Source organism: Orrella sp. JC864, assembly GCF_037026685.1.
Lineage (GTDB): Bacteria > Pseudomonadota > Gammaproteobacteria > Burkholderiales > Burkholderiaceae_B > Orrella.
This window is the reverse complement of record NZ_JBANET010000001.1, coordinates 181,328-195,466: the sequence shown is the minus strand read 5'-3', so window position 1 is coordinate 195,466 and position 14,139 is coordinate 181,328. Positions and strand designations below refer to the sequence as shown.

The window sequence follows — 14,139 nt, the reverse complement described above, 5'->3', positions numbered from 1 at the left end:
GTCACTGCCAGGCCGAGGCGAGGCTGCGCAGCTCGGCCAGGACGGGCCCGTCCGCCGGCATGCGCACCCGCACAGTGATCTGGCGAAAGGCCCGGTTGGCCGTGCCTTCGACGATACGCTCGCAGACCAGTTCGAGCGCGCCTTGCGGACAGGGCTCGCTGGCGCGGCCCAGCGGCGGGTAGGCGCGCAGCAGCCGCAGCTCGGCCAGCGCGTTTTCCGCCGAGACCAGGGCCAGCGAGCGGTCGCGCAGGCGCGCATGGGTATCGGTCATCTGGCCGGTGGCGCGCATGCAGGCCGCCAGCGCCACCGCGACGATGGCCAGGGCCACCAGCACCTCGACCAGGCTGAACCCTTGCTGGGCAGCGGCCGGGGCGACGCCCGGTGCAGCGACGCCCGGCCTCATTGCACCACCTCGTACATGCCGGCGGTGTCGCGGTGGATGGCGATGCGGTGCCGGCCGTCGCTCAGCTCGACATTCAGGGGCGCGGCGATCCATTCGCCGTTGAAGACGAGTTCGGCCATGGGCGCCACGCGCACGGTCACGCTGCCGGCTTCCCAGGCGCGCGGGCGCAGCGCCTCGTCGCGCTCGAAGCGGTCGGCCGGCGCCTGCGTCACGGCGGCATAGGCGGTCGCGGGCGACCAGGGCGCGCGCCGCCGGAAGCGGTATTGGCGCTCATCGGCTTCCCAGACAATGGGACGGCCGCCCGCGCGGGCCTCGGTTTGGGCGATCAGGAACAATTGGACCAGCCTGTCGGCGTCGCGCCGCAGCGCGGTGGAGGGCCGCTCGTAGGCGGCCAGGCCCACGGCGGCGCTTGCGATGCCGATGATCGCCACGACCACCAGCAGTTCTATCAGGGAGAAGCCGGATTGCTGCGCAGGCCTGCGTCGCGACACGCCGCGCTCAGAGCGTCCAGGAACCGATGTCGGCATCGCTGCCGTCTCCGCCGGGCTGGCCGTCGGCGCCCAGCGAGAAAACGTCGAACTCGCCGTGCACGCCGGGGCTCAGGTACTGGTAGGGGTTGTTCCAGGGATCGTTGGGCAGGCGCTCGAGATACTTGCGCCAGTTCGGCAGGTTGGCGTTGGCGGGCCGCTCGACCAGCGCCCGCAGGCCCTGCTCGGTGCTCGGATAGCGGCCGTTGTCCAGCCGGTACAGCTTCAGGGCCTGGCTGATGCTGGCGATGTCCTGGCGCGCGGCCACGGCGCGGGCCTGGTCGGGGCGGTCCAGGACGTTGGGCACGACCAGCGCGGCCAGCACCCCCATGATGACTACCACGATCATGATCTCGATCAGCGAGAAGCCGCGCTGGCGATGGCGGGCTCCCCCGGGAGCCGGCCCGCGGAACTGGCGCGCAAGGGTAGGGGCGGGGGCGGGCAGGCGGCTGGGCATCGGGCGGGAAAGCAAGGAATGGGGAAGGCGGGAAGGCCGGGTAGCGGCACGGGATAAGGTCACAACGTCTACGTCTAACTGTCACACGGTGCTGCTATGATCAACCGATTTTATGACAGTCATATGTAGGTCACGTGTTCGGGACAACCCGTATGCGGTCCCGCCCCCCGCGCGGCATACGGATGCACGCGGCGCACTAGCCTGCGCCCGCGGCGATGCATGCGTGGCGCCGCTTGCGCAGGGCATCATAACCAGCCAGTCTTTCCCTGATATTTAAATAAGTGCCCGAGCCGCCATGCGCTTTTTCCCCCTGCGCCGCCCCGATCCCGTCAAGGCCGCCACGGCCCTGGCCGTGCTGGCCCTTGCCGCCGGCGTGGGCGTGTGGGGCGCCATCCTGCTTGCGCCCAGGCCCGCCGCGCTGCCGCCGGGGCTGACCGCGCCGCCCCCGCCGCGGGCCGATGCAAGCCCGGTGGCCCAATGGTTCGGCGCCACGGCGTCGACCATCAAGGTCGCCATCGTGGGCCTGATCGCGGCGGGCGAGCAGGGTACCGCCGTGCTGCGCGTGGACGGCCAGCCGCCGCAAGCCTATCGCGTGGGCCAGAGCCTGGCACAAGGCGTGGTGCTGGCCGAGGTGCAGCCCGACGGCGTGGTGCTCTTGGCTGACGGCGCCACGCAGCGCGTACAGGCCCCGCCCGCGCCGGCGCTGGGTTCGCCGGGCTTTGTCAAGGAACAGTAAAAGCCACGCGCCGGGAAGGCAGGCCTTCCCGGCGCGCGGGCCGCACCTTGCCAGGCCCCGGGGACCTGGCGGGACTGCCGTCAATGGGCGGCCTGGGCGAAAAGCTGCTCGACGTTGTAGATCGCCGTCGTACCGCTGACCTCATTGCCGACGATCAGCAGCGCCTGGCCATTGGGCGACTGCGAGGCGGGCACGAACTTCAGGCCTTCGGGCCCGAGGTCGCCGGCCGTGGCGGCCACCGAAGCGGTATCCCGGGTGCTCCAGTCGACGCGGCTGTTGTAGTAGTCCACGAACACCGGCGCCTGCGGATCGGTCACGTCGTACACCATGATGCCGCCCATGCGCTCCAGGCCGATGAAGGCGAAGGTCTTTTCGCCGATGCGGCCCAGTTCGATGCCTTCGGGTTCGGGGCCCTTGGCGTCGCTGCGGCTGTCGAAGGCATTGCCTTCATTGTGGCCGCTATTGAAATACGTCTTGCAGGCAATGTCGCGCTGCGGACCGACGCGGCATTCATCCGAGGCCAGGTAGCGCTCGAACTGGTCGCCGGAATCCCACACCAGCTTGCCGTCCTCGTCCCAGATGGAGAACGAGCGCGCGCCGAAGGCGTAGAGCCTGTCGTACATCAGGATGGAACCGGCCGGATCCTCGGCGCCGCTGGCGTTGAAGTACACCGGCGAGCCGTCGGCATTGGTGCGATAGCCCAGTGTCCAGGTCACCTGCAGGCGGCCCAGTTCGGCATCGTCGCGGCAGGCGCCGCTGGTGGTGGTGCCGCCATTGGCCACGGTATTGGCCCCGCAATAGCCGAACACTTCGGGATTCAGGATGGCGCGGGTGGCCAGCATATCCAGCTGCGGCGCCAGGTCGTCGCCGCGGCGGCGGGCAAAGCCGCTGTTGTGCACCAGGTGCTTGACGCGGAATTCCTCCACGAAGCCCTTGCTGCGGTCGCCCGCCCAATAGGCCGGATCGTCCTCGCCCCAGGCGCGCGCGTCGCCCTCGTTGGCCGTGGCCAGGTAGGTCTTGCCGCCAGCCGTGTAGGCCGCGATGGCATCGGGCATGTACATGCCGTACACGCCGGGGCGCGGACGGATGTCCAGCTCGGCCGGATCGTCGCTGGCGTCGATGCCGTTGCCTGGCTGGCCGTGGTCCTTGTAGCCCAGCGGCAGGATGTCGGTGACGGTGGCCGAGGCGATGTCTAGCTTGGCCAGCGCGTTGTTCTCCTGCAGCGTGACCCAGGCGGTGGCGCCGTCGGGCGAGACGGCGATGTATTCGGGCTCCAGGTCCTGCGCCGCGCTGGCAAGGCCGGTGCCGGCCGCATTCGGGCCGAACAGGCGCACGCCTTTATCGCGCAGCGCCTGTTCCTGGCCGTTCCAGGCCGAGAAGCCGGCGGTGCGCACGGTGGGCCTGGCCGGATCGCTGACATCGATGATGCTGATGGAGCCTTCCGGATCGATCTGGTAGTCGTCGCTGGGCTCGCCCTCGTTGGCCACCAGCACGGTCTTGCCGTCGGGTGTAAAGACCAGGTTGTCCGGCAGGGCGCCCACGCCGACGTGGGCGATGGGCTCGAGCGTGTCGGCGCGGTACAGGCCGACGTAGCCGTTGTCCGTCTTGTTGGCGGCCTGGATGGCCAGCGCGATCAGGCCGTCCTGCACGGCGATGCTGTTGACTTCCGCGCCGGCCGCGATGGCGGATGCGTCCAGGCCGCCCACGCGCACGGGCTTGGCCGGATCGCTCAGATCCAGCACGTCCACCGCACCGGCCAGCGCGTTGACCACGAAGGCGCGCCGGGTCGCCGGATCGAACGCGGGGATCTCGGCTGCGCTGACGTCGAACTGGCCGGTTTCGAAACGCCCCAGCAGCGAGAGCTTCAGGCTGTCGGGCGTGCGTTCGGGTTCGGGCGGCGACGGTTCGGCAGGCACCTCGGGGGCCGGGGCGGGCGCGTCGTCGTCATCGTCGGACGAGCCGCAGGCCGCCAGCGCAAGGGCCAGGGAGCAGGCGGCGATGGCGCGCGCGCACGCATTCAGTCGAAATCGGCGTTCAGGAGTCATGGAAAGTTTTTTGAAAGGTGGCTCGAAGAGCGCTCGATTCTCTGTGGCGTTTATGACAGAAAGATGGCTGCCTGTTGCACATATGCCGCGTCGCTTACCAGCAGGGTTGCGGTCATCCCGCATTCACGCGAACGTCATGAAGGCTTCCTACCATCGCACCGGTCCGATAGGAAAGCGTAAGCAAGACACTGGCAAACGCCACCGATGCTTTGCCCCGCGGGGGCTTGCGCTTTCCGTCGCGCGTCCTATGGCGGGCGTATCGGCCGGCTTGCGGCTGGCCGGTGCGCCCGCGATTCCCTTTTTCACCTGACAAGGAATCCACATGAGTTCCGTCGACCTCGAAGACATCCCGACCAATCCCTCCGGCAATACTCCCTTCAATGAGATCGTCGAACGCGCACGCGCACGCCGCGGCTTTCTCAAGACTGGCCTGGGCCTGGGTGCGGTCGGTTTCCTGGGCATGGGCCTGGCGGCCTGTAGCAGCAGCGATGATGACGACGAGGACACGCCGCCCTCGAACGGCGAACCCAACCAGCCTGGCGAACCCAACGAGCCTGGTCCCGCAGGCCCGCTGCTGGGCTTTGCACCCGTGGCCGCCAGCAGCGGCGACACCATCGTGGTGCCCGAAGGCTACCGTTCGGCCGTGTTCTGCCGCTGGGGCGATCCGCTGGTGACCGCGGCCGCGGCCTGGAAGCCCGATGCCACCAACACCGCCGAAGAGCAGGCCCTGCAGTTCGGCGACAACCATGACGGCATGCATTTCTTCCCGCTCGGCGACGAGAACAACAGTACGGAAGGCTTGCTGGTCATGAACCACGAGTACCTGAACGACGAATTCTTCTACCCGCCCGGGATCGAGCCCGGCGGCGCCGGCTGGACGCTGGAGCAGGTGCGCAAGGGCCAGCACGCCCACGGGGTGGCGGTGGCGCACGTGCGCCTGGTCAACGGCAACTGGGAAGTGGTGGTGCCCTCGCGCTATAACCGCCGCATCCACATCAACACGCTCATGCAGCTGACCGGCCCGGCCAGCGGCCATCGCCTGATGCAGACGTCCGCCGATCCGTTGGGCCTGAGCTCCTATGGCACCGTCAACAACTGCGGCAACGGCTTCACGATGTGGGGCACCTACCTGACCTGCGAAGAAAACTTCAACGGCTATTTCGGCACCACCAATCCCGAGACCGCCGGCGACCAGCGCGACGCCGCCCAGCGCCGCTACGGCATCAGCCGCAATCGCAGCGGCTACCGCTGGGAAGACCACGACCCGCGCTTTGACTACGTGCTCAATCCCACCGAAAGCAACCGCTTCGGCTGGATCGTCGAGATCGATCCCTATGATCCCGACTCGGTGCCCAAGAAGCGCACCGCGCTGGGCCGCTTCAAGCACGAGAACGCCGCGCAGACCCTGGCCGCCGACAAGCGCGTGGTGGTCTACATGGGCGATGACCAGGCCAACGACTACATCTACAAGTTCGTCTCGGACGGCAAGTTCGACGAGAGCAACCCCATGCTCAACCGCAACCTGCTCGAGACCGGCACGCTGTACGTGGCCCGGTTCGACGCGGGCGAGGCCACCGGCGACATGATGGGCACCGGCCAGTGGATCGCGCTGCGCCCGGATACCCCGAAGGTGGGCGGCGGCACGCTGGCCGACGACTTCGCCGACCTGGGCGAGATCCTGATCTACGCGCGCCTGGCCGCCGACGCCGTGGGCGCGACCCCGATGGACCGGCCGGAGTGGGTGACGGTGCATCCGCAGACCGGCGAGGTCTACTGCACGCTGACCAACAACTCGGGCCGCTCGGCCGCCAACGTCGATGACGCCAACCCGCGCGCCAACAACGTCTACGGCCAGATCGTGCGCTGGCGCGAGACCGGCAACGACGCCGCCGCGCTGACCTTCGAATGGGACCTGTTCGTGCTGGCCGGCAACCCGACGGTGGGCGACGGCCTGGTCGCCGGTTCGTCCAACGTCACGGCCGAGAACATCTTCAACAGCCCCGACGGCCTGGCCTTCGACAAGTTCGGCCGCCTGTGGATCCAGACCGACGGCAACTTCTCCAACACCGGCGCCTATGCCGGCATGGGCAACAACCAGATGCTGGTGGCCGACCCGCAGGCCGGCGCCGGTAACGGCGAAATCCGCCGCTTCCTGGTGGGCCCCTCGGGCTGCGAGATCACCGGCATCACCTTCACGCCCGACCACAAGTACGTGTTCGTGAACGTGCAGCATCCCGGCGAATACGGCTCGCATCCGAACCGTCCGGCCGTGGGCGCCAAGACCGATCCGCTGGCCTTCTCGAAGTGGCCCGAGGAATCGGGCGGCCGTCCCCGCTCGGCCACCGTGGTGGTCTGGAAGGAAGACGGCGGCGTCGTGGGCAGCTGATGCCCGCCTAGCCTGATCCGCCAGGGCAAAGGCCGCTGCGTGCCGCAGCGGCCTTTTTTTTGCCGCCGGGCCGTCCCAAGGCAAAAAGGCCCCCTCGGGGGCAGCAAGCCGAAGGCGCAGCGTGGGGGCGTTTTTTGCCGCCGGGCCGTCCCAAGGCAAAAAGGCCCCCTCGGGGGGCAGCAAGCCGAAGGCGCAGCGTGGGGGCGTTCTTTGCCGCCGGGCCGTCCCAAGGCAAAAAGGCCCCCTCGGGGGGCAGCAAGCCGCAGGCGCAGCGTGGGCGCGTTTTTTGCCGCCGGGCCGTCCCAAGGCAAAAAGGCCCCCTCGGGGGGCAGCAAGCCGCAGGCGCAGCGTGGGGGCGTTTTTTCAGGCGTGTCATCATTACGGGTTGTTCATCCGTTTGCCTGTCGCCTTGCCATGACCATCCGTATCGACGAATCGCTGCGCCGCTATATCGACCCGCTCACCGAAGACGAATACGCTGCCCTGGAGCGTAGCCTGCTCGAGGAAGGCTGCCGCGACGCGCTGGTGCTTTGGGGCGACCTGCTGGTCGACGGCCACAACCGCTACGGCATCTGCCAGAAGCACGGCATCGCCTTCCAGACGGTGCAGAACACGCGGTTTCGCAGCATGGAAGACGTGCATCTGTGGATGATCGACAACCATCTGGGCCGGCGCAGCGTGTCCGATTACCAGCGCGGCGTGCTGGCCTTGCGCAAGAAGGAGATCCTGGCCGCCCGGGCCCGCCAGGCCCAGGACGGGCCGCAGGCCGCGCCGGCCGCGCTCCAGGGCCAGGCCGGCGCCGGGGACACGGACGAGCCGCCATCGCAGGCGCCCAGCGCCAGGGCCCAGGCCGTGCTGACCCGCCAGGCGCTGGCCCGGGCGGCGCGGCTCAGCAGCGCCACGCTGGGGCAGATCGAAAAAATCGAGAAATCCGCCGCGCCCGAGGTGGTCGAGGCGGTGAAAGCGGGGATGATTTCCATCAATGCCGCGGCCGAGGTGGCAGCGTTGCCCGAGGCCGAGCAGGCCGCCGCGGCGAGCGGTGGCGGCAAGGAACTGCGCCAGTTGGCCAAGCAGCTGCGCGAGGCGCGCAAGCCGGCCAAGCCCAAGCCCGCGCCCGAACCGCCGGCGCTGCCTGCCGACGCCACGCCCGAGCAGGTCGAAATCGCCCGGTTGACGCACGCGCTGGCGTGCATGACCGAAGAGCGCGACCAGCTCAAGAAGAAAGTGCAGCAGCTGACCATCGCCCTGGCGCAGGCGCGCGGCGGCGAGGCCGGCCCGCCTTTCTAGCCGGCCGGGCGGCGTGGGCAGGCGCGGCGCGGCCTAGCCGCCCCGGCGCGCGCGCACGGCCTGGGCCAGCATTTCCAGCACCGGCTCGGTCTGGGCCCACCCCAGGCAGGCGTCGGTGATGGACACGCCGCGCGCCAGCGGCACGCCGGGCTTGAGGTCCTGCCGGCCTTCCTGCAGATGGCTTTCGATCATCACGCCCATGATGCGCCGCTCGCCGGCGGCCAGCTGCGCGGCAACGTCGCGGGCCACGTCGGCCTGGCGCTGGTGGGATTTGTTGGAGTTGGCGTGCGAGCAATCGACCATCACCTGCTCGCGCAGGCCGGCCTTGGCCAGCACCGCGCAGCTGGCGGCGATGCTGGCCGCGTCGTAGTTGGGGCCATGCTTGCCGCCGCGCAGGATGACGTGGCAGTCGTCGTTGCCGCGCGTCTCGAAAATGGCGGCCATGCCCATCTTGGTCATGCCCATGAAGGCATGCGGCGAGCGCGCCGAGACGATGGCGTCGGCGGCCACCTGCACGCCGCCGTCGGTGCCGTTCTTGAAGCCCAGCGGACAGCTCAGGCCCGAGGACAGCTGCCTGTGGCTCTGGCTTTCGGTGGTGCGCGCGCCGATGGCGCCCCATGCGATCAGGTCGGCGATGTATTGCGGGCTGAGCAGGTCCAGGAACTCGGTGCCGGTGGGCAGGCCCAGTTCGCCGATCTCCAGCAGCAGTTCGCGTGCGCGGCGCAGGCCTTCGTTGATGCGAAAGCTGCCGTCCAGGCGCGGGTCGTTGATGTAGCCCTTCCAGCCCACCGTGGTGCGGGGCTTTTCGAAGTACACCCGCATGATCACCAGCAGCTCGCCGGCCAGCCGGTCGGCCGCGCCCTTGAGCAGGCGCGCGTATTCCATCGCCTGGCCGTGGTCGTGGATGGAGCAGGGCCCCACCACCGCCACCAGGCGGTCGTCGCGGCCGTGCAGCACGTCGGCGACGGCGGCGCGGTTGCGCTCGACCAGCTCGAGTACCGCCGGCGTGGGCGGCAGTTCGTCCAGCAGCAGGGCCGGCGAGATGAGGGGCCGCACCGCGCTGATGCGGGTGTCGTCGATACGGGTGGTGTCCTGGGTGGAATCGGCCTGGCCGACCTCACGGTCATGCCTGGGGTCGTCGATGCGCTGCAAAACGGTCTCCGGCTCACGGGAAAGAGGCGGGCATTATCTCATTGGCGCGGCAGCAGCCGGGCCAGCTGCGCGGCATCGAGCAGCTGTATGCCCTGCTCGCGGGCAAAACGGGCCGCCGGTTCGCTGACCTCGCCCAAGGCGACATAAAGGCATTCGCGGGCTTGTTGCGCCTGGGCGGCCTGGGCCAGCTCGCGCAGCGCCTGCACCCCCACGCGCTGCGCCTTCCAGCGCCGGGCGCCCACCAGCGCAAGATGCTGGCCGCGCCGCAGCGCAAAATCGGCCGGGCCCTGGGCGCAACGCTGCACCTGGCAGCCGTCGCGCTCGAACGCGGCATGCAAGGCATCGGCGAAGACAGGCCAGGACATCGCGGCCACCGCCTCATGGACCTGCTCGATGCGCCGGCTCGAAGGCGCCTTGAGCTGGCGCACCAGGGCAATGCCGGCGATGACAAAAAAGGGCAGGGCGCCGAAGGCGCCGGCCCAGGCATATTGCGCGGGCAGGAGCGCGGCAGACAGCGCCACGATGGCCAGGGCGATCAGCGCGCTGATCCACCACGCCGAGCGCAGCAGGATCGCAAAAACCGAGTTCTGGGCCATCTTCAGCTTCATGGGACTGCCTTGGACAAAAGGCTGCAGTATAGGGGCCCGGCGCGTGCGCCTAGCGGCCCGGCGGCGGCGGCATGCCGGTATCGGCCTGCGGCGCCGGCTTTGCCTCGGCAGGGGGCGCGGAGGCAGGGGGCGCGGAGCCGGCGGGCGGCGCCTGCTGCGCCCGGGCGGCCGCGTCGATGTGGGCCTGCGCCAGGTTGGCCGCCGGCTTGGCCGCGGCGGCCTGCGCGGCGGCCGCGGTGGCCGCCACCTGGCCGGCATCGCTGCGGGCCATCCAGGCGATCAGCGACGAGCGCATGGCTTCCTCGACCGACATGGCGATGGGCTGCACCCAGCTGCGCGGCACGAACACCGTATAGCCGCCGATCATGTAGCCCATCGGCAGGTAGACCGCCACGCGGTCTTCCCTGAGGAACCCGTCGGGCAGGCCGTCCACGCCGTGGCGCGTCACCAGGCCCACCAGCTCGAGCGGATGGCCGGGAATGCGCAGCAGCACCACCTGCTGCTTGTCGCCGTCGTGCTTGCTGCGGGGCGAAAAGTAGTCGGCAAAGCTCTTGAGGGAGGAATAGATGCTCTTGACCACGGGCACGGTGGTGAAAGGCAGCTCGACCACGGTGATCATCTGCTGGAAACGGGGCTGCGACACCAGCACGCCCAGGGCGACGATGCCCAGGATGCCGAGCAGCAGGCCCATGCCGGGGATGTAGAAGCTGCCCACGAAGGGGCTGAGCACCATCAGGGCCGTCGATTCCATCCATGACAGGAACATCACCAGCAGGTAGACGGTCAGCGCCAGGGGCAGGATGGTGATCAGGCCGCGGATGAAGTATTTGGAGAAGCGTTTCATGGAGACTCCTGGGCCGGACAGGCAAGGCCTGCCCATGCACGGTCAGCGCACGGAGCATAGCAGCAGGATGTGACAGCGGGGGCTACGCAGGGTAACCAATTGGGCCGCGCGGCGCATTGCCGGAGGGCCGTCACGCCGTTGCGCCGGTGCCGCGCGGGTGTTGCAAGGCGCAAGAAGCGCCCGGCGCCCGGGTAGGGAATGGAAAGAGTCTTTGCCAGAAGTAAGGGACGGGTATGCCGGCGCGCGGGGCGTATCCATAATAGTGCCAGTCATATCGCTCCCCGTATCTGCGCGACAAGGAGGTCCTCATGCATCACCGACATCGACGATTCCGAACCCAAGCCCTGCTGCTGGGCATCGCGGGCGCCGTACTGGCCGGCGGCGCGATGGCCGCCGGCGATTCGCGGCAGGCCCAGTACGAAAGGGACGTGGCCGCCTGCAGGAGCGGGGCCACGGGGCAGAACCTGGAAGATTGCCTGCGCGAGGCCGGGGCGGTGCTCACCGAGGCCAGGCCGAACCGGCATGCGGCTTCGCCCGAGGAATTGCAGCGCAACGCCCAGCAGCGCTGCGCCAAGCTGCCGCCCGACCAGCAGCAGACCTGCCTCGAAACCATGACCTCGCCGCAGACCCGCACGCACGGCAGCGTGGCCGGCGGCGGCGTGCTGCGCGAGCGCACCATCACGGTCCCGGTGGACAGCACCGGCATGCAGCCCATGCCCGCGCCCGGGACAGGCAGCCCCGCCCCGCAGCCCATGCCGGGCACGAGTGTCCCGCAGCCGATGCCGGGCACGGGGACGCCGCAGCCGATGCCGGGCACGAGCGCCCCGCAGCCGATGCCGGCGCCCACGCCGGCCCCCGGCACCGGCACCATGGCGCCGCAGCCCCTGCCTGCGCCGGGCGGCCCCATGGGCGCGCCCGGGCCGGCCGGCACCAACGTGCGCTGACGCCAGGACCCCGTCTCCAGGGTTGGCCGCGCAGGCCGGCATCTCGGCCGGCCCCACGCCCGCCAGCCGTTTTTCCAGGGCCCGCCCGCGGCGCGGCCCTGGTTTTTTTCGCCGTCCGGCCATCCCGGGGCGAAAACGCTTCTTTTGGACGGCGGCAAGCCGGCTCGCCTTACAATGCGGCTTTTTAGCCCGCCGGCTCCGGCCCCATGTCAGACGTTATCGCGCTGATCTTCGACTTCGACGACACCCTTGCGCCCGACAGCACCTCGGGTTTTCTTGCGCATATCGGCGTCGATACGGCCGCTTTCTGGGCCGGGCAGGTCGATCCGCTGCTGGCCCAGGACTGGGACCCCGTGCCGGCCTACCTGTACCGCATGATCGAGCTGTCGCGGGCGGGCGCCCACGGGCCGATCACCCGCGAGCGCCTGCGGCGCTGGGGGGCCGGGCTGCCGCTGCACGAGGGGGTGGCCACGGTGTTCGGCAGGCTGCGCCAGGCCGTGAGGCAGGTCCATCCGCAGGTCCAGCTGGAGTTCTACCTGATCTCCAGCGGCATCGGCGACGTGGTGCGCGCCACGCCCATCGCGCCGGAGTTCACCGACATCTGGGCCTCGGAATTCACCTACGACGCCCAGGACGCCATCGTGTTTCCCCGGCGCATCGTCAGCTTCACGGACAAGACCCGTTACCTCTTCCATATCCAGAAGGGCATCATCGGGCCCGCCTATGCGGGCAAGCCCTTCGAGGTCAACCGCAAGGTGCCGCCCGAGCGCCTGCGCGTGCCGTTCGACCAGATGATTTTTGTGGGTGACGGCTATACCGATATTCCCTGCTTCTCGGTGGTGCGCCGCGGCGGCGGTTTCGCCTTCGGGGTGTGGGATCCGCGCCATCGCGACAAGCGCAGCCGCGCCTGGGGCTTCATCGAGGACGGCCGGGTCTCCAATCTGAACCAGGCGCGCTACGACGAGCAGGCCGAGCTCTACCAATGGCTGGAAGAGGCCGTGACCAGCCTGGCCAAGCGCATCGCGCTCAAGAGCAGGACCTACGGTGGCTGAGACGGCAGCGGCCGGCGCGCCGCACGTTCCCGTGGACGACGAAACCGCCATGCGGCTGGCCCTGGCGCAGGCGCAACTGGCCTGGCAGGCCGGCGAGGTGCCGGTGGGCGCCGTGCTGCTCGATGCCGCCGGGCAGGTGGCCGGCCGGGGCCACAACCGTGTCATCACGGATAGCGACCCGACCGCCCACGCCGAGATCGTGGCGCTGCGCCAGGCCGCCGCGCAGGCCGGCAATTACCGGCTGCCCGGCGCGACCCTGTACGTGACGCTGGAGCCCTGCGCCATGTGCGTGGGCGCCATGCTGCATGCCCGGCTGGCGCGCATCGTCTTTGGCGCCGCCGATCCCAAGACCGGCTGCTGCGGCAGCGTGCTGGACATCGGCGCCCACCGCCAGCTCAATCATCAAACCCAGATCATGGGCGGCATCCTGCAAGAGGCCTGCGGCGACCTGCTGCGCCGCTTTTTCCGGGAACGCCGCCGCAAGGACCTTTCCGAATGAGCGCAAGCAAACGAACCCCGGCCCGCCAGGGCGCACCGTCCTCCGACAACGGCCCGCGTCATGCCGGCGGACAGGCCGGCGGGCAGGGCCCTTGCCCGGCCTGCGGCGCACACGGGCAGGACGATTGCGGGCACGATCATGCCGCCCTGGCCGCGCAGGCCAGCGGCATCTACCTGTTCTCCCCCTCGAGCGCGGTGGCCGATCCGCAGGCGCTCGAGCGCGCCCGCAAGCGTCTGGCCCAGCTGGGATTTCGCAACGCGGTGGACCGTACCGCGCTGGCGGTGCACCAGCGCTTTGCCGGCACCGATGCGCAGCGCCTGGCCGCCTTCGGGCGCGCGGTCAAGCAAAAGCATCCCATCGTGATGGCCACGCGCGGCGGCTACGGGCTGGGGCGCCTGCTGCCCCAACTCGACTGGCGCGCACTGGCCGACAGCGGCAAACGCTTCGTCGGCCTGAGCGACTTCACCGCCTTCAACCTGGCGCTGCTGGCCCGGACTGGCACGGTCAGCTACAGCGGGCCGACCGCCTGCACGGATTTCGGGGCGGCCCGGCTCGACCCGCTGACGCCGGACCTGTTCGCCGAAACCCTGCGCGGCGAGCTGGAGGTGCTGAGCTTCGAGTCGCCCGACTCCGATCCGGTGGACTGCCGCGGCGTGCTGTGGGGCGGCAACCTGGCCATGGTGGCCTCGCTGCTGGGTACGCCCTACCTGCCCAAGGTGCGCGGCGGCATCCTGTTCCTGGAGGACGTGGGCGAGCACCCATACCGGATCGAGCGCATGTTGGCGCAGCTTTGGCAGGCCGGCGTGCTGGGACGCCAGAAGGCGATCCTGCTGGGCCGTTTCACCGGGTACCGGCTGGCGCCGCACGACCGGGGCTACGATATGCCGGCCGTGCTCCAGTGGCTGCGCCAGACCGTGAAGGTGCCGGTGGTCACGGGCCTGCCCTACGGGCACGTGCCGACCAAGGCCACCTTGCCGGTGGGGGCCAGGGTCGGCCTGGCCACCGAGGACGGCATGGCCTACCTGGTGCTGCAGGAACACGATCACTGAGCCCGTCCCCGCCGGCGCGAAAGCGCGGGCGGGGCTGCGGCCTGCGTGGCAAGGCGGGCGCAAGCAAGCAGAAGGCGTGCGTAAGGCAGCCGTAAGATTTGCGTAAGGGCGTGGACCGCAAAGGCAGGGAGGGCAGGGGATAAAACGGGG

13 protein-coding genes and 1 pseudogene are annotated in these 14,139 nt (G+C 69.7%); 7 read left to right on the top strand and 7 right to left on the bottom strand.

The genetic code is table 11. The features are described from left to right. Window position 1 precedes the first annotated feature (1 nt). Genes gspI through gspG form a run of 3 tightly spaced genes read right to left on the bottom strand, consistent with a single transcriptional unit; the run spans window position 2 to window position 1,387 of the window. Window positions 2-403, bottom strand: coding sequence for a type II secretion system minor pseudopilin GspI (gene gspI / locus V8Z80_RS00825; RefSeq protein WP_336060706.1), 402 nt, complete (start codon window positions 401-403; stop codon window positions 2-4). Continuing rightward, window positions 400-894, bottom strand: coding sequence for a GspH/FimT family pseudopilin (locus tag V8Z80_RS00820; protein ID WP_336060705.1), 495 nt, complete (start codon window positions 892-894; stop codon window positions 400-402). Before V8Z80_RS00820 ends, gspI begins: the two co-directional genes overlap by 4 nt. A gap of 7 nt (window positions 895-901) precedes the next feature. Beyond that, window positions 902-1,387 carry a type II secretion system major pseudopilin GspG gene (gspG, locus tag V8Z80_RS00815; protein ID WP_155195453.1) on the bottom strand — a complete coding sequence of 162 codons (486 nt, stop codon included), beginning with the start codon at window positions 1,385-1,387 and terminating at the stop codon, window positions 902-904. A gap of 295 nt (window positions 1,388-1,682) precedes the next feature. Here gspG and V8Z80_RS00810 point away from each other — a divergent pair, with 295 nt between their 5' ends. After that, a complete protein-coding gene (locus V8Z80_RS00810) occupies window positions 1,683-2,123 on the top strand; it encodes a type II secretion system protein N (RefSeq protein WP_155195454.1) in 441 nt (146 codons plus the stop codon). 80 nt (window positions 2,124-2,203) lie between these two features. Here V8Z80_RS00810 and V8Z80_RS00805 read toward each other — a convergent pair whose 3' ends face one another. Then, a complete protein-coding gene (locus V8Z80_RS00805; protein ID WP_336060704.1) occupies window positions 2,204-4,168 on the bottom strand; it encodes a choice-of-anchor I family protein in 1,965 nt (654 codons plus the stop codon). Window positions 4,169-4,490: 322 nt separating this feature from the next. On the opposite strand from V8Z80_RS00805, the gene V8Z80_RS00800 reads away from it, so the two are divergent. Together V8Z80_RS00800 and V8Z80_RS00795 are read left to right on the top strand one after the other, a co-directional pair. Further along, complete coding sequence (locus tag V8Z80_RS00800) at window positions 4,491-6,554, top strand: PhoX family protein (RefSeq protein WP_336060703.1); 2,064 nt, start codon at window positions 4,491-4,493, stop codon at window positions 6,552-6,554. Between the two features lie 414 nt (window positions 6,555-6,968). Beyond that, on the top strand, window positions 6,969-7,841 hold the full coding sequence (locus V8Z80_RS00795) for a hypothetical protein (protein ID WP_155195456.1): 873 nt from the start codon (window positions 6,969-6,971) through the stop codon (window positions 7,839-7,841). A 33-nt stretch (window positions 7,842-7,874) separates the two neighbouring features. Here V8Z80_RS00795 and V8Z80_RS00790 read toward each other — a convergent pair whose 3' ends face one another. The 3 genes and pseudogenes from V8Z80_RS00790 to V8Z80_RS00780 form a co-directional block, all read right to left on the bottom strand. Then, window positions 7,875-8,993, bottom strand: a complete 1,119-nt coding sequence (locus tag V8Z80_RS00790; RefSeq protein WP_336060702.1) for a 3-deoxy-7-phosphoheptulonate synthase — start codon at window positions 8,991-8,993, stop codon at window positions 7,875-7,877. Between the two features lie 38 nt (window positions 8,994-9,031). Continuing rightward, the gene (locus V8Z80_RS00785) at window positions 9,032-9,601 is read right to left on the bottom strand and encodes a restriction endonuclease (protein WP_155195458.1); all 570 of its coding nucleotides are present in this window, start codon (window positions 9,599-9,601) and stop codon (window positions 9,032-9,034) included. A 199-nt stretch (window positions 9,602-9,800) separates the two neighbouring features. Then, a pseudogene (locus V8Z80_RS00780) lies at window positions 9,801-10,445 on the bottom strand (DUF502 domain-containing protein); the annotation flags it as partial. A gap of 308 nt (window positions 10,446-10,753) precedes the next feature. Between V8Z80_RS00780 and V8Z80_RS00775 the strand changes: the two are divergent. The 4 genes from V8Z80_RS00775 (at window position 10,754) to V8Z80_RS00760 (ending at window position 13,989) form a co-directional block, all read left to right on the top strand. After that, the gene (locus V8Z80_RS00775; protein ID WP_336060701.1) at window positions 10,754-11,389 is read left to right on the top strand and encodes a hypothetical protein; all 636 of its coding nucleotides are present in this window, start codon (window positions 10,754-10,756) and stop codon (window positions 11,387-11,389) included. Window positions 11,390-11,595: 206 nt separating this feature from the next. Continuing rightward, window positions 11,596-12,441, top strand: a complete 846-nt coding sequence (locus V8Z80_RS00770) for an HAD family hydrolase (RefSeq protein WP_155195460.1) — start codon at window positions 11,596-11,598, stop codon at window positions 12,439-12,441. Then, window positions 12,434-12,940: a tRNA adenosine(34) deaminase TadA gene (gene tadA, locus V8Z80_RS00765; RefSeq protein ID WP_336060700.1), complete on the top strand. Its 507-nt coding sequence runs from the start codon at window positions 12,434-12,436 to the stop codon at window positions 12,938-12,940. The genes V8Z80_RS00770 and tadA overlap by 8 nt, the downstream gene beginning before the upstream one ends. Further along, on the top strand, window positions 12,937-13,989 hold the full coding sequence (locus V8Z80_RS00760) for an LD-carboxypeptidase (protein WP_336060699.1): 1,053 nt from the start codon (window positions 12,937-12,939) through the stop codon (window positions 13,987-13,989). Before tadA ends, V8Z80_RS00760 begins: the two co-directional genes overlap by 4 nt. Window positions 13,990-14,139 lie beyond the last annotated feature (150 nt).

What these genes read in the sequence shown, in the direction of transcription:
- V8Z80_RS00800 (WP_336060703.1), top strand. Translation starts at nt 4,491, where the DNA reads ATGAGTTCCGTCGACCTCGAAGACATCCCGACCAATCCCTCCGGCAAT.
- gspG (WP_155195453.1), bottom strand. Translation starts at nt 1,387, where the DNA reads ATGCCCAGCCGCCTGCCCGCCCCCGCCCCTACCCTTGCGCGCCAGTTC.
- V8Z80_RS00775 (WP_336060701.1), top strand. Translation starts at nt 10,754, where the DNA reads ATGCATCACCGACATCGACGATTCCGAACCCAAGCCCTGCTGCTGGGC.
- V8Z80_RS00795 (WP_155195456.1), top strand. Translation starts at nt 6,969, where the DNA reads ATGACCATCCGTATCGACGAATCGCTGCGCCGCTATATCGACCCGCTC.
- V8Z80_RS00805 (WP_336060704.1), bottom strand. Translation starts at nt 4,168, where the DNA reads ATGACTCCTGAACGCCGATTTCGACTGAATGCGTGCGCGCGCGCCATC.
- gspI (WP_336060706.1), bottom strand. Translation starts at nt 403, where the DNA reads ATGAGGCCGGGCGTCGCTGCACCGGGCGTCGCCCCGGCCGCTGCCCAG.
- V8Z80_RS00770 (WP_155195460.1), top strand. Translation starts at nt 11,596, where the DNA reads ATGTCAGACGTTATCGCGCTGATCTTCGACTTCGACGACACCCTTGCG.
- V8Z80_RS00760 (WP_336060699.1), top strand. Translation starts at nt 12,937, where the DNA reads ATGAGCGCAAGCAAACGAACCCCGGCCCGCCAGGGCGCACCGTCCTCC.
- V8Z80_RS00810 (WP_155195454.1), top strand. Translation starts at nt 1,683, where the DNA reads ATGCGCTTTTTCCCCCTGCGCCGCCCCGATCCCGTCAAGGCCGCCACG.
- V8Z80_RS00785 (WP_155195458.1), bottom strand. Translation starts at nt 9,601, where the DNA reads ATGAAGCTGAAGATGGCCCAGAACTCGGTTTTTGCGATCCTGCTGCGC.